Source organism: Streptomyces sp. ICC1 (assembly GCF_003287935.1).
GTDB classification, from domain to species: Bacteria; Actinomycetota; Actinomycetes; order Streptomycetales; family Streptomycetaceae; genus Streptomyces; species Streptomyces tritrimontium.
The window spans coordinates 7,464,123-7,478,869 of the sequence record NZ_CP030287.1 but is presented as its reverse complement, the minus strand read 5'-3'; the positions used below and the strand labels follow the sequence as shown (position 1 = coordinate 7,478,869).

Sequence of the window (14,747 nt, the reverse complement as noted above, 5' to 3'; positions counted from 1 at the left end):
TTCCGTCCCCTCACCCGTACCGGCGGCCGTACGGGTGAGTACGGCCTCTGCCGATCCTGCCCCCGGGTGCCCCCGACGGCCCGGGGGCACGACTCTGTATAGGGCCATGTGGGTGACAAATAGCCTATATCCGGCATGGGGCGGTGTGGGTGACGGCGGAGTCAGGCGGTGTGGGTGACGCGCTCGCTCTCGATCCGCTGCGCCAGCGCCTGCTCCGAGAGGCCCTCCGCATTGCGGCACAGCACCACGGAGCCGCCGGTCGCCAGGGCCGCGTACAGCCCGGCCGAGAGCCCCTCCCAGCCGTCGTAGCCGAGCCGGGACAGCGTGCGGGAGCCCTCGCCGAGACCGCGCTTCACCGCGTCCTCGCGGGCCCGCTCCACGACCCCGGCGTACGACAGCTCCTCGCCGCCGACCGCCAGGCCCGGGCCGTCCGCGTCCACGGGCTGGAAGGGCGCGAACCGGTCGCCCTGCCCCGGGACCTCCACGGCGTAGTCCGCGAACCCGGCCGGCGGCTGCGGGAAGCGCCCGCCCAGCGGCCGCAGCGCGAGCGCGACCCGCTCGCCGGAGCACGCCGCGGCCTCCTCCAGGGTGTCGGGCCCGCTCACCACCAGGTCGGCGCCGGCCGGGTCCCCGCCCACCTCGGCGACGACTCCGACCGAGGCGCAGGCCAGCAGCCACACGGCGCTCTGCCAGTGCGCGGGGAGCAGCAGCGCGAGCCGGTCGCCGGGCTCGGCGCCCAGGTCGCCCTGGAGCAGATTGGCGGTCTTGGCCACCCAATTGGCGAAGGTGGCGACGGACAATTCGACGCGCTCGCCCGTGGCGTCGTCGTAGAAGGTGACGAGCGGGCGGCCGGGATCGCCGGCGAGCGCGGATCGCAGCAGGTCGGCAGGGGTGCGGTCAGTGGCGTTCACGGACCCGAGCCTACGCGGGCCCCTCGTCCGTACGGCGGCAGCGCGGTCCCCCGTACGGGGGAGGGGTATCGGCCCCGGACCGGACGGCACGTCAGTTCTCGGATGGCGCCGGGTTCCGGGATTCCCCAGCATCCTTTCCATGCGTGCATTCCTTGCTTCCTCGATCGGCGTCGCGACGGCTGCCGCACTGGCCCTGCCGCTCGCGCTCCCCACTACGGCCCTGGCCACTCCGTCCGTGCTCACGGCGGAGGCCGCCCCCGTGACCCCCGCCGGGTCCACCCAGTCGCTGCCGCTGGTCCCCGTGGGACCCGCGGCGGACCGCTCCCCGGGCGTCCCCGGCATGAGTGCCTCGCCCCGGCTTCCCGAGGCCCGGGGCCTGGCCGCGCGCGAGGTCGAGACGTTCTCGCTCGTCGGCGTCGTCTGGGACGACGCCGGCGCCCAGCTCCAGGGCCGGGTCCAGGTCCGCACCCGCTCCGCGTCCACGGCGACCTGGTCCGACTGGCAGGACGTCGAAACCCACAACGGCGAACACGCCGCCGACCCCGGCACGAGCGAACGCGGCTCCGGCCGCGTCCGCGGCAGCACCGCCCCGCTGTGGGTCGGCGAGTCCGACGGCGTCGAGGTCCGCGTCCAGGCCGACCAGGCGGACCAGGGCGACAAGGGCGGCCGCACGGGCGGCGGCCGACTCCCCAAGGGCCTGCGGATCGAACTCGTCGACCCCGGCGACTCCGGCCAGGCCGCGGCGGACGGCAAGAACGGCACGTCCGAGCCGGCCGACGACAAGGGCGAGGCGGCCCTGCTGCCCGGCATGACGATGGAGATGACGGAGTCCTCCTCCGCCAACGTCCCGATGGCACCCCTGGGAGCCAACGAGATCGCCCCGCTCGACAAGGCCGACTCCACCGCCGACGCGATCCTCGCCGACGACACCCTCGCCGCCGCCAGCCCGTACATCGGCCCGCGCCCGCGGATCGTCACCCGCAAGGGCTGGGGCGCCGACGAGAGCCTGCGCGAGAAGGCGTTCGTCTACACGAACACGGTCAAGGCGGCCTTCGTCCACCACACCGCCTCCGGCAACAACTACGCCTGCAAGGACGCCCCGGCGGTGCTGCGCAGCCTGTACCGCTACCACGTGGTCAGCAGCGGCTGGCGGGACATCGGCTACAACTTCGCCGTCGACAAGTGCGGCACGGTGTACGAGGGCCGGGCGGGCGGTGTCGCCAAGCCGGTGCTCGGCGCGCACACCATGGGCTTCAACACGGACAGCATGGGAGTGGCGGTGATCGGCACCTTCTCCTCGACGGCCCCGCCGAAGCCGGCGGTCGACGCGGTGGCCCGCCTCACGGCCTGGAAGCTGGGCCTCTTCGGGGCGGACCCCCGCGCGAAGACCACGCTCCGCTCGGGCGGCGGCAACCTCTACGCGAAGGGCAGCAACGTCCGCCTGAACGTCATCTCGGGCCACCGCGACGGCTTCGCCACGGAATGCCCGGGCCGCCTCCTCTACGGCGCACTCCCCCCGACCCGCACGAGCTCGGCCAAACTCCAGGGCCGCCCGTAGCCTGTCCGGCTGCACCACCCCGAGCCGCCCCGCCCCCGCGGCTGAACAGACCGCCTCAATCGCCGGCGGGGCTGGAAGATCCAGCCCCGCCGGCGATTGAGGCGCGGGGGTCGGGTGCGGAGCCCCGGGGCCCCGGGCGGGTCCGGGCGCAGCTCGGGGACTGTGCCTTATACACAAGGGCCGGTTCGGGGAGCTCCGGAAGGGGTGGAGTGTGTTCGGCCAGGGCAGCCCAGGCCGCATAGGCGCCGACGGCCGGGAGGCCGGCTGGGGCCGGTGGGGTGGAGGCCGCTTGGGCGGCCGCACGGCGGGCGCGCAGCTGGGCGAGGACCTCCTCCCGTCCGCGGCCGCGCAGCGCGAACACCACGAAGGGGTCGGCGTCGATGGTGGAGGCGATGGCGTAGCAGAGCGCGGCGGCGTGTTTGCAGGGGTAGCCCCAGTCGGGGCAGGAGCATTCGGGGTCGAGTTCGGTGGGCTGCGGGAGCAGGGGGATGCCAGCGTGGCGGGCGTCGTCGACGAGTTCGGCGGGCATATCGCCGTCGAGGAGTGCGGCGAGATGCCCGGCCCGGGCTGAGATGGTGTCGAGGAGGGTGTCCCACTGGGCGTCGGTGAGGACGGGCAGGTGGACGGCGGAGCGGTAGGGGCGGGGCCTGCTGCCCCTGACGGCTGCTTTGACCTGGCCGGGGGCGATCGCGGTCGGGCCTACCATGCCCTGGCGGGCGTAGGTGCGTCCGCGGGACAGGCGTCCCGAGTCCAGGGTGGAGTCCTCCAGGGCCGTCACCCATGCCTGGCCCCACCAGGTCGTGGCGAAGGCACGCCTGCCGCGGGCGGGCGTGCGGCGCGGGCCGGGGATCGAGGGGCTCATTCCTGCCTCCCCAGCGCTACGAGTTCGGCGAGATCGGCGTCGGACAGTTCGGTCAGAGCCGCCTCACCGGAGCCGACCACGGCGTCGGCGAGCGCGCGCTTGGATTCGAGAAGCTTCGCCACCTTGTCCTCCACGGTCCCCTCCGCGATGAGTTTGTGGACCTGTACCGGTCTATCCTGGCCGATGCGGTAGGCGCGGTCGGTGGCCTGGTCCTCAACCGCCGGGTTCCACCAGCGGTCGTAGTGCACGACATGGGTGGCACGGGTGAGGTTCAGGCCGGTGCCCGCGGCCTTCAGGGAGAGCAGGAACACCGGCACCTCGCCGCGCTGGAAGCGGTCCACCATCTCCTCGCGCGCGGTGACGGGGGTGCCGCCGTGTAGGAAGAGGGTGGGGACGCCTCGTTCCGCGAGGTGCTTCTCCAGCAGGCTCGCCATCTGCTTGTACTGGGTGAAGACCAACACCGACTCGCCTTCGGCGGTGATGGTGTCGACCAGTTCGTCGAGCAACGCCAGTTTGCCGGAGCGGCCGTGCAGCGGTGTGGACTGGCGCAGGCTGTGCTCTTTCAAATATTGGGCGGGGTGGTTGCAGATCTGCTTCAGTGCGGTGAGGAGCTTCAGGATCAGGCCGCGGCGGGCGATGCCCTCGGCTTCGTTGATCTTCGCCATGGTTTCGCGGACCACCGCCTCGTACAGACTTGCCTGCTCGGCGGTCAGCGGCACGACGCGGTCGGTCTCGGTCTTGGCGGGCAGTTCGGGGGCGATGCCCGGGTCGGACTTCCTGCGGCGCAGCAGGAACGGGCGGACGAGACGGGACAGCCGTTCGACGGCCTGCGGGTCCTCGCCCGACTCGATCGCGCGGGCGTGGCGGTCGCGGAAGGCGGTGAGCGGTCCGAGGAGTCCGGGAGTGGTCCAGTCGAGGAGCGCCCACAGTTCGGAGAGGTTGTTCTCCACGGGAGTGCCGGTGAGGGCGACGCGGGCGCGGGTGGGCAGGGCGCGCAGCTCGCGGGCGGTGACGGCGTAGGGGTTCTTGACGTGCTGGGCCTCGTCGGCGGCGATCAGCGACCAGGCGTTCTCGGCGAGGGTCTCCCGGTCGCGGCGCAGGACCCCGTAGGTGACCAGGACGATCTCGTCGTCGGCGAGGTCTTTCAGGTGGCGGTCGCCGCCGTGGTAGCGGCGCACGGGGGTGGACGGTGCGAACCTGGCTGCCTCGCGCTGCCAGTTGCCGAGCAGCGAGGCGGGGCAGACGACGAGCGTGGGGCCCGCGGTGGCGGGGTCGGTCTGGCGGTGCAGGTGCAGAGCGAGCAGGGTGATGGTCTTGCCCAGGCCCATGTCGTCGGCGAGGCAGCCGCCGAGACCGAGCTCGCACATCTCGGCCAGCCAGGCGAGGCCCCGTTTCTGGTAGTCGCGCAGCGTGGCCTTCAGTGCGGAGGGCTGCGGGGCGGGGGTGCGGGATTCGGGGTCGCGGATACGGGCGACGAGGCCGCCGAGCGCACCGACCGCCGTGCAGCGAAAGGTCTCCCCGTCCCGCTCCGCTTCGCCGGTCAGCGCGGCGCCCAGCGCCTCCATGGGAGTGAGCGGTTCCATCCGGCGGCGCCGGGCGCGGGCCACCAGCTTCGGGTCGGCGACCACCCACTGGTCGCGCAGCCGGACGAGGGGGCGACGCGTCTCCGCGAGGGCGTCCATCTCGGCCTCGGTAAGCGGGTCTCCGCCGAGCGAGAGCTGCCAGCGGAAGTCGAGGAGGGTGTCGGCGTCGAGCATGCCGCCCGTGCTGGAGCCGGGCGCGGTGCGTTGCCCGATCTCCGCGGTCGCGGTCAGTGCCTTGACGAGCTCGCGCGGCCAGTGCACGTCGACACCGGCGGCGCGCAGCGTGTCGGTGGCGTCGCCCAGCAGGTCGAAGGCTTCGTCGTCGGTCAGCCGCAGCTGGTCCGGAGCGGCGTCCTTCAGCAGCCGGTCGAGCGGTGGCCAGACGTGGGCGCCGCGGCGCAGTGCGAGCAGCGTCTCGGTTTCGGCGCGCGGGCCGAGCAGGCGCTCGGTCTCGGCCGGCTCGCTCCACAGCTGTGCGGCCTCCACGACGAGCGCCGGATCCGCAGCGGTGTGCAGCTGGAGGACGGCCCGGAAGTGCCGGCGGCGTCCCTCGGGTACGTCGACCCGCAGCGAGATCCGGACGTCGGCGGTGAACGCGGCGGCGGTCTCCTCGGCCCACTCGTGCAGGGTGGGCACGGCACGCGTCTCGCGCCAGGCGTACGGCAGGGTTCCCATGGCGAGCGGAGCGGCGGGGGTACGGACCAGGGCATCGGCGACCGCGTCGCAGAACCGGCGCACCAGCGCGGCCGGTTCGGCGATCCGCAGCGGGGCAGGACCCGGCTCCGGCAGGCAGTGGCCGTGGGGCGGGAAGGCGGCGGCGAGGGCGTCCAGCGTCCGACGCTGGGCTGCGGTGAAGGGGCCCGCCTGCCAGGTGTCGTAGCCGGCGGGGGTGAGGGCCGGGTGGAGGCGGCCGTCGGCGAGCAGCCGGAGCGCGAAGCGGGCGGCGGCCTGCCAGGCGGCGGCGGATGGATGTGGTGGCTGTGCCCCGGACAGCGCGGCGACAGCGAGGGCGACGGGCAGCGCGTAACCCTCCGCCCTGCGCCGTCTGACCGAGCGGCCGTGCGGCAGCACGAGCTCCGCCGCCTCGGCCTCGACGCCCGCGGGTGCCGTGCCCTCGGCGGCGGCTGCCCCGGCGGGCTGCCAGAGCAGCAACCGGCCGAGGCGGGCGGGCTCGCCGGGCAGGAAGACCGCCGCCCAGCCGTCGTCGAGCAGACTCCGGGCCCAGGCCGCCGACTCCGGTGTGGCCAATGGCGGCACGCTCCTCGTGCCCGTGCCCTGCTCCCGTACGAGGACTCGTGCCACTCTCTTTTTCGCCTCACCGTCGTCCAGGCGGTCTTCACCGCGTCTTCTTCCACCAGCAGGTTTCGCCCCTGCCGTCACCGGCGGGAGTGGGCCTTGTTCGCCGCGGTACGCATGCGTTTGGCCAGCCGCTTGTCGACGCCGCGCAGGCCCTCACCCAGTTCGGCGAGCACTTGGGCGGTGGCTGGGTGCTCCACTCGCCACAGCTCGTCCACCCGCTGTTCGAGCGCCTCCGGCGCCGTGTTCCAGTTCTCCAGGAAGCCGCGGGTCAGTTCCTCGCTCTCCTGAGCACCGGCGAGGATCGACAGTCCGTCGATGAGCAGCCACAGTCCGGCCTCCTCCGCCCGCTCCGGGTCCACGCGCGCTTCTGCCCCAAGGCGTGCGCCCAGGGTCGTGGTGGCCACCTGGCGGCACCCCTCGACGTCGGAGTCCGCTGCCTTGCGCAGCACGCGCAGTGCCCGGGGGTCGTCGAGGTCGGCCAGCACCAGTTGGGCCACGGCGCGCTTCGACGCTGCCTCGGAGCCGTCTCCCGCGCATGCGTCGAGCAGCCCTACCGCGGCATCCGTCGCCGAACGGTGTGCCAGCCACCCTTCGACCTCCCGGCGCATCTCGTCGGGGGAGTAGCCCAGGAGCCCCTGGAGCAGAGCGTCGGCGTCCGCTTCGGCGTACTCGCCGAGCAGCGGCGCGGGCACACCGCACTCCATCAGGTACGCGCGGAGCCCGTAGCGGCCGAGTGGGGTGAGCCGCATGCGGTGCCCGCGCTGGTCGTCCCACGACGGGGCCGACGCTGCCGTCGAGGTTCCCGAACCGCCGCCCAGCTCCTCTCCGACCATGGCGTTCAGGAATGTGCGCAGCGTCTCCTCGGCCGAATCGTCCCCGTCACCGGGCTCGTACTCCACCGCGCCCAGCAGGGCGAGCCTTTCCCCGAGTCCCTGGAAGGACGCCGCGAACATCGCCTGGAAGAGATCGAACTCCGGCCCGTTCTCGCCCACCTCGCGGGCCTTCGCACGCAGGTCGTCGACATCCACCCAGGCGTCGTCCGGGTCGTCGTACAGCAGGCCGACCAGTCCGTCGGCGATCTCGGCCGTCAGCTCGCCCAACTCACCGTGCCACCCGTTCAGCACCCCCGTCTCACCGATCTCCTCCAGCAGATCGCCCATCGTGGCGGCCCAGAAATCCAGGAGGCCCTCACCGGTGAAGTCGGTTGCCGCGCCACCCCACGCGCGGCCACCGCTGATCGTGATCATTCCGCCATCCACGGCGAGCCACCACGGATCATCGAGAACGGCCACGTCCTTGGCGCTGCGCAGCGATTTCAACGCACGAGCCCTCGCGACGGCATCGGCATACGGCGAGTCGTCGCCGGCCAGTTTCCACAGCTGGATCTCCTCGACGGCCTCACGGGCGAGCGCGGGCCGCAGTACCCGGCCAGCGGTGACCTGCCGTCCCTCGCGGCACCAGGCGGCGAGCCGCAGCGCAGCGTCGAAGAGCGGAACACCCCGCACGGCAGCGACAAGGTTCTCCCGCGGAGCCAGCGTCACCGGGCGCAGCACGGGCACATCCTCGGCCGGTCCGTCGACTCCGGCATCGACGGGATCGCCCACCCCGCACTGCCCACAGGTACACAACGCCACGTCCTCGGCGGTCAGCCGACGGACACCGCCGCGCCCGGCCCCTTCACCGGTCGGCGGCTTCGCATTGCCGGACACCGTGTCCGGCGTCAGCCGGGCCAGCCGCGCGGTGATCCCGTCCCGGTCGAAGGCCGCCGGATCGTAACCGGCCGCCCGCAGCTCGGCGACAAGCTCGCCGTACGGGCCATCCCCTGCCCCGTCCGGGGTGCCGAGGAACTCCAGCACCTCAGCCAGCCCCCGCACGCCGCCGATGTCCTCGGCCGGTACGTCGGCGCGACGGCCGCCGACGCAGCGCACCGCCCGCTCCGCGTCGACCGGGCACGGCAGTGTCTTCTCCAGCGTGATCCCGTGCTCCCAGTCGTCGCCGAAGTCGTAGACGTAGCGCAGCCGTGCCTTCTCCTCGGCCAGCACGTCGCCGAGCGCGGTGGCGTCCTCGTCGCCGACCTCGTGGCCGAAGCCGAGGTCGATGCCGGTGAGTCGGGCCGCATCGCCGTACCCCCGGCCGAACTCGTCGGTGAAGAGATGCAGATGGCCACCGTGCCATCCGAAGGCGACCTGGATGGCGTCGTGCAGCGTCCCGAGCGAGGTATCGGACGGCAGCACGAGGCGCCGCCACAGGGGCGGTCTTGTGCCGTGCAGCACGATCTTCAGCTGGAGATCGGACGGGGCCGTCTTCCCGTCTCGCCGCATCTGCTGCTCCTACCGCACCGGGGCCACTCGAACGGCCCCATCATGGCGCTGCCGGTATGCCCGGCTCAAACCCGGTTGTGGCGGCCACCGTCCTTCGGGGCACACACGGTCCCGACGCCGCCCGCAGCAGGTATCCTCTGCCCTCGCGACCTTTCGCGGGGCGGCAAAGGCGCTCGGGAGCGCATGGCCCTACCGGCCACGGCTGTCGCAGCCCTCGACATGTGCGGACGCGGCGTGATGCCGGGTTTCGTAGCCCGTCCGGGTGTCTGAGCCGCGTGAGTCGGAGCTCTCGGGGCTGGTCGGTCTCGTCGGCAGCCTGCAGATGCGGTCTCGTCCGGATTCGATCAGTCGATGTCCGGATCATCGGACTCTTCGGGGAGTCGGGCCGCGAGGTCATCGGCCCACTCCACGGCCCAGGTACGAAGGGCGGCGATGGTGGTCTCGTCCAGGCCGTAGGCGGCGAAGGCTTCGTCGTCGGTCCACTCGGCGCCCGTGAGGTTCGCCTGCAGGTCCTCGCGCTCGAAGCGGCCACGGGCGTGGCGGCGGCCGAACTCCTCAAGCTCGGTATTGGTCCAGCGGCGGGAGGCAGCGAACACGTCGATCAGGTCGCGGGGCGCTCCGCGGTCGGCGAGGGCGCGAACCTTGGTCCCGATCACGTCCTCCTCCGCGAGGACGGGCCCGTACGGGCTCTGGGAGACGGGCCGCCAGAAGACTTCCTTCAGGATGTCGACTTCACAGTCCTGCCCGGTGACCGGGTCGGTCACGGTGAAGCGAGCGGACAGCGGGGCAGTTTCCAGTGCATGCACTTTCCAGCCCCGAGCCTCGAGGCCGCGACAGACTGCGGCCGCGATGTCGGCCATGGGCGCCGGGTTCTCCGTGGCGACATCGAGGTCCTGGCTGGGACGGTTCACGAGGCGGTGCGCCCTCACGGCATACCCGCCGGTGAGGACTAAGGGATACGGCGAGCCGAGGGCAATCACATCCGCCAGGAGCCGCATGTGCAGATCCGGCATGTCCGTCACGCGGCTGCCCGGGTGCGGGAGGCGAGCTGGGGGAAGGCGTCCTCCCACACGGTGCGCACGGTGCGACCGACGAGGGTGCGCAGCACGGGCCACAGCTGGAGGAGCAGATCCTGATTGAGGTAGAGGGGCAGGTCGTCGTGCAGGCCCTCGTGCAGGACGGTGCGGTACAGGCCCATGCGCTGGCGAGGCTTGCCCAGGTCGTACGAGGTCATCCCGGACCAGGCCAGGTGCAGCGGCAGCTCTACGACACCGCGCGCCGGCCCATGCAGCTCGTCCAGCGATTCCGGCAGACGGCGCCGGAACTTCTCCCGGTACAGCGCGAGGTCCTCGGCTTCCGCGCCGGAGAGGCCCCTCGGCGCGGGCGCAGGATGCTGTGGGCTGGAGGACATGCCTCCATTATGGCGGCCGAAGAAGTGATGCGGGCCACGATGTGCGAGCCCGCGCCCGGAGTGAGTAGCGGCGGTGCGCCGGCTGTCGCAGCCCGTTCTTGCCCTGAGCAGGAGGCACGGGCTGTCGGCCGCTTGTGTATGAGACCTGGACGCGCAGACGCTGGGCTGACCTGAACACCACTCGTCACCACCAGCACTTCCCGCTTCATCCGGCCTCGCATCGACGAACGCCACCGATGGTGTCCTCGGCGGGACACCATCGGGTAGCAGACCACTCCGACAGACATGCTGACGTCGGCGGCCTTTGCGGGTGGTGGGTGGGGCCGGTTCAGCGCCGACAACGGGAGGCGTACAGAGCGGGCCGATGGTGCCGCCGTTCAGCAGCAATGCCACTGTCTGTGATCCGTTGCGGGTGCAGCAAGGGCCACGCTGAGATGTTGACCAGGAAAGCGGACAGGGCGAAACCGCAGACGCAGGACCTGGGTCGTCAGCCGATTCTCCCCGGATTCTCCCCAGCGACGTCAGGAGGGTAAAAGTCCTGTTCAGGGCCTTGCCGGAGGCAGGTAGACGAGATCACTTGCATCACTTCTCCCCAGGGGCTCCCCAGCGCCTCATACTAGTACCCATTCCGGAGATGCAACAGCAAACTATGTACGCTGCGCTGGTGGAGCCGGTCGACCCCTAGAGCCAGTCCCGACGCTTGAAAATCATGTACAAACTTACGCAAACCACGCCCATCAAGCCGACTGCGAAGGGGTAGCCGCCCGCCCACTTCAGCTCCGGCATGTCTTCGAAGTTCATGCCGTAGATGGTTCCCACGAGTGTGGGTGCAAAGAGGATGGCGGCCCACGAGGAGATTTTTTTGATTTCTTCGTTCTGTTCGAAGCCCGCTTCGGCCAATGCGCGCATTTCGGCGTTCTGTTGTTGGGACACCAGGGTGGCGTTGACCGTCAGGATTTCCGTGAGGGCCTGGCGGAAGCCGTCCACGCGTTCGCTGGTGTGGGTGACGTGGTCCGCCACGTCGCGGAGGTAGCGCTGGAGTTCCTCGTCCGTGCCGTACTTCGCGAAGCCCGCCATCAGGCTGTGGAGCATGCCGACCAGGGGGCGGGTGGCACGCTGGAACTCGACCATTTCGCGGGAGAGTTCGTAGATGCGGCGGGAGACCTCCGGGTCGCCGCTGAAGACCTCGGTCTCGATCTCGTCCATGTCGATCTGGACGCCCTCGACGACCGGGGCGTAGCCGTCGACCACCGCGTCGAGGATGGCGTAGAGGGCGGCCTCAGGGCCGAGGGAGAGGAGTTCGGGGGACTTCTCCATTCGCCGGCGGACGGCCGAGAGGTCCGGGGCGGCGCCGTGGCGGACCGTGATCAGGAAGTCGGGGCCCACGAAGATGTGGAGCTCGCCGAAGTCGACCTCCTCCAGTGCGTCCAGGTAGCGGGCGGCGCGCAGGACGACGAAGAGGGTGTCTCCGTAGCGCTCCAGTTTGGGGCGCTGGTGGGCCTCCAGGGCGTCTTCGATGGAGAGCGGGTGGAGGTTGAACTCGGCTGCCAGGGAGTGGAGTTCGGATTCCGTCGGGCGGTGCAGGCCGATCCAGGCCATGCCGTCCGGCTGTTCGCGGAGTTGGCGGAAGGTGTCGGCGAGGGTGACGGGGGAGGCGATGCGCACGCCGTCGCGGTAGACGGCGGAGTCGATCACGCTGCGGTGGTCGGCGGGGGTGGGGGGCGCGCGGCGGGCACTCTCCTGGACGGCGCGGCCGACGGCGTCGTCGTCGGCCGCGGCGGCAGCGGCGGCAGCGGCGGCAGCGGCGGCAGCGGCGGCAGCGGCGGCGACGAGCCGCCGGAGCCCTCCGTGTCCGCCGAGCCCTCCGGCCCCCCGACGGCCGGGACCGTCCCCGCCGAGCCGGCCGTCGGCGCGCTGTTCTCCCCCGGCGCCGACGGCGACCCCGACCACCACTGCTCGGCCGCCGTGGTCCACTCCCCCGGCGGCGACCTCATCGTCACCGCCGCCCACTGCGTCCACCAGAACGGCTTCCGCACCAACCTGGCCTTCGCCCCCGGCTACCACGACGGCACGTTCCCCTTCGGGGTCTGGGTCCCGACCCGGATCGACGTGGACCCCCGCTGGAGCGCCGACCACGATCCCGACCACGACGTGGCCTTCGTGCGCGTGCGCCGCCCCGGCCGTCCCGGGCAGCGGCTGGAGGACGTCACCGGCGCCGCCTGGACGCTGCGCACCGGAACCGCGCTCCCGGTGCCCGCCCGGCTGGTGGGCTACCCGAACACCGCCGAACAGCCCCTGGGCTGCCTGACCCTGGCCGTCGCGGACGGGCCCGCGCAGCTGCGGCTGGACTGCCCGGACGTACCCGACGGCACCAGCGGCGGGCCGGTGCTGACCGACGGGAAGGCCCTGATCGGCGTGATCGGCGGCCGCGACGGAGGCGGCGACGACCAGACCTCCTACAGCTCCTCCTTCGACGACGACGTCCGCGAGCTCTACGAACGCGCCGTCCGCGGCTAGCGCTGTGGCCGGAAAGGTTTGCCGGGTCGCGGTGTCCGGTGCGGTGCATCGCAAGGCGGAGGGCCGCCGCTTGTACTGGACGTACTTCGGTGGTCCGACAACGCGGCGAGGTGCCGTGCCGGGCGCCGCGACCCGGTGGACCTTTCCGGTCACAGCACTAGTGCTGTGGCCGGCTCTTTCGGATCTTGCCGGGGCTCCCGGTAGCGTGTGTCCTCCACGAAGGAAGGAACTCCCGTGCCGCGCATCGCACTCGTCCGGGGCGACATCACCACGGAGCGGGCCGACGCCGTGGTCAACGCGGCGAACTCCTCGCTGCTCGGCGGCGGCGGTGTCGACGGGGCCATCCACCGGCGCGGCGGTCCGGAGATCCTGGCCGCCTGCGAACAGCTGCGCCGCTCGCACTACGGCAAGGGTCTCGCGACGGGCAAGGCGGTCGCCACCACGGCCGGCCGGCTGCCGGCCGATCACGTGATCCACACGGTCGGTCCGGTCTGGTCGCGGGACGAGGACCGGTCGGCGCTGCTGGCCTCCTGCTACCGGGAGTCGCTGCGGGTCGCCGATGAACTGGGAGCCCGTAGCGTCGCCTTCCCGGCGATCTCCACCGGGATCTACGGATGGCCCCTGGACGACGGGGCGCGGATCGCGGTGGAGACCGTGCGGTCGGCCCGGACCGAGGTGGAGGAGGTCCGCTTCGTTCTCTTCGACGAACGCGCCTACGAAGCCTTCGCGAACGCGGTGGCCGCCGGGCCTTCTTAGTCCTTCGGCGGGCCGTGGTGGGGTGGGTAGTCGGTGGTTTCGGGGGTGGCCGGAAGGCGCCACTTCGACAGGACGCGGGCCATCGTGACGGGCTCGAGCAGGACGGCCGGCGGGGCGGTCAGCGACAGCACGCCGAAGAAGCGGCCCGCGATCGCCGGGTCGGCGTTGGCTCCCACCATCACCCGCGCCATGTAGCGCTGCAGGATCCGGGTGGCCCGGTCCGGCGGCGGCCCCTTCGTCACCGGATAGCGCATGTCCTCGCTGGTGGCGATCTGCCAGGGCACGGCGGACGCCGCGGTGGTGCGGCGCTGGATGCGCCGGGCGGCCCCGGCGATCTCCCGCGGGTTCAGGGTGCGGATCTCCTTGGCCAGGGCCTCCGCGGCGAGCGCGGCGACCGTCATCCCGTGTCCGTACACGGGGTTGAACCGGCAGACGGCGTCGCCGAGGACCACGAATCCGGCCGGCCAGTGTGCGAGGCGCTCGTAGTGGCGCCATTCGTTCGCCGTGTTCCGGAAGGCGGTGGGCGGGGACAGCGGGGTCGCGTCCCGGATGGCGTCGTACAGGGCCGGGCTGCGCAGGCTCCGCGCGAACGCGAAGAACGCCCCGTCCTCGACGGGCGGGGCGTGTTCGCCGTTGCCGATCAGGGTCACCAGCCAGCGGTTGCCGTCCTGCGGCATCAGGACGCCGCCGCGCGGGAGGTCGGGGCGGCCCTGGACGTACAGGCCCTGCCAGCGCCGCCCCGGATCGGCCGGGATCTCGAAGTAGCGGCTGGAGTAGCCGAGTCGGGAGTCGTAGCGGGTGACCTCCGGGGCCGCGTGGCCGAGCGCGATGAGCCAGTCGGGCGCCTTGGAGGCGCGGCCGGTCGCGTCGACGACGAGTCGCGCGGCCAGCGGGCCGCCGTGGCGGAGCTGTACGCCGGTCACCGAGCGGCCGTCCGGCCCGGCCACCAGTCCGGTGGCCGTCGTCCCGCCGCGGATCGTGATGCGGCCGTCCCGCAGCACCTCGCGGCGCACCGTCCGGTCGAGCAACTCCCGGCTGGAGAGCAGCACTTCGGCCCCGTGTAACGGGCCGAACCAGCCGGCGGGGCTCAGCCAGAGGAAGTCCCGCGGCGAGTTCAGCAGGCTCGCCCCGGCACCCACCAGTTTGCCGGTGATGCCCGGCAGCATCAGTTCGATCAGCTCCACGCCCCTCGCCCACAGGATGTGCGCGTGCCGGGACTGCGGCAGCCCGGGCCGGAACTGCGGCTCTCCTTCGGGCAGTTCGTCCCGCTCGATCACGGTGACGCGGGAGAAGCGCCGCGCGAGGACCCGCGCGGCCAGCAGCCCGGCCATGCCCGCCCCGAGGACCACCGCGTGGTCCCCGGGCTCCGAGTCGGTGCTTCCTGGGTGGTTGTCCGTACCGTCGTCGTCCATGCCGCAGAGTGTGGTGCGGTCCGCGCGCCCCGGTGAGGGCCCGGACGGGGCGCCTTGGGGCTTCCCGGGGGCGGACGGGCTCATGCCGGGGCGCCCACACACCCGTTCGACCGGTGG

10 protein-coding genes and 1 pseudogene are annotated in these 14,747 nt (G+C 72.3%); 3 read left to right on the top strand and 8 right to left on the bottom strand.

Annotated features, from left to right (window positions below):
* Positions 1–161: 161 nt before the first annotated feature.
* Positions 162–911: a TIGR03089 family protein gene (locus tag DRB96_RS34910; RefSeq protein ID WP_112452032.1), complete on the bottom strand. Its 750-nt coding sequence runs from the start codon at positions 909–911 to the stop codon at positions 162–164.
* Between the two features lie 139 nt (positions 912–1,050).
* Between DRB96_RS34910 and DRB96_RS34905 the strand changes: the two genes are divergently transcribed.
* Positions 1,051–2,469, top strand: a complete 1,419-nt coding sequence (locus DRB96_RS34905) for a peptidoglycan recognition protein (RefSeq protein WP_112452031.1) — start codon at positions 1,051–1,053, stop codon at positions 2,467–2,469.
* A 55-nt stretch (positions 2,470–2,524) separates the two neighbouring features.
* Here DRB96_RS34905 and DRB96_RS34900 read toward each other — a convergent pair whose 3' ends face one another.
* From DRB96_RS34900 to DRB96_RS34875, 6 genes and pseudogenes are all read right to left on the bottom strand, one after another.
* Positions 2,525–3,331, bottom strand: coding sequence for an SWIM zinc finger family protein (locus DRB96_RS34900; RefSeq protein WP_343234653.1), 807 nt, complete (start codon positions 3,329–3,331; stop codon positions 2,525–2,527).
* A complete protein-coding gene (locus tag DRB96_RS34895; RefSeq protein ID WP_239517798.1) occupies positions 3,328–6,162 on the bottom strand; it encodes a DEAD/DEAH box helicase in 2,835 nt (944 codons plus the stop codon). Before DRB96_RS34895 ends, DRB96_RS34900 begins: the two co-directional genes overlap by 4 nt.
* Positions 6,163–6,290: 128 nt before the next feature.
* A complete protein-coding gene (locus tag DRB96_RS34890) occupies positions 6,291–8,534 on the bottom strand; it encodes a plasmid pRiA4b ORF-3 family protein (protein WP_112452030.1) in 2,244 nt (747 codons plus the stop codon).
* A 344-nt stretch (positions 8,535–8,878) separates the two neighbouring features.
* Positions 8,879–9,547 carry a nucleotidyl transferase AbiEii/AbiGii toxin family protein gene (locus tag DRB96_RS34885; protein WP_204357893.1) on the bottom strand — a complete coding sequence of 223 codons (669 nt, stop codon included), beginning with the start codon at positions 9,545–9,547 and terminating at the stop codon, positions 8,879–8,881.
* Positions 9,548–9,552: 5 nt separating this feature from the next.
* Positions 9,553–9,945: a hypothetical protein gene (locus DRB96_RS34880; RefSeq protein ID WP_112452028.1), complete on the bottom strand. Its 393-nt coding sequence runs from the start codon at positions 9,943–9,945 to the stop codon at positions 9,553–9,555.
* A gap of 681 nt (positions 9,946–10,626) precedes the next feature.
* Positions 10,627–11,646: pseudogene (locus DRB96_RS34875) on the bottom strand (magnesium and cobalt transport protein CorA); the annotation flags it as partial.
* Here DRB96_RS34875 and DRB96_RS34870 point away from each other — a divergent pair.
* Both DRB96_RS34870 and DRB96_RS34865 read left to right on the top strand, forming a co-directional pair.
* Entirely contained in the window at positions 11,647–12,462 is an 816-nt protein-coding gene (locus DRB96_RS34870; protein WP_112454102.1) for a trypsin-like peptidase domain-containing protein, read from the top strand. It begins immediately after the preceding pseudogene.
* 234 nt (positions 12,463–12,696) lie between these two features.
* Positions 12,697–13,218, top strand: a complete 522-nt coding sequence (locus DRB96_RS34865; RefSeq protein ID WP_112452027.1) for an O-acetyl-ADP-ribose deacetylase — start codon at positions 12,697–12,699, stop codon at positions 13,216–13,218.
* Here the strand turns inward: DRB96_RS34865 and DRB96_RS34860 are convergent.
* Entirely contained in the window at positions 13,215–14,630 is a 1,416-nt protein-coding gene (locus tag DRB96_RS34860; RefSeq protein WP_204357892.1) for an NAD(P)-binding protein, read from the bottom strand. The genes DRB96_RS34865 and DRB96_RS34860 overlap by 4 nt on opposite strands.
* Between the last annotated feature and the right edge of the window lie 117 nt (positions 14,631–14,747).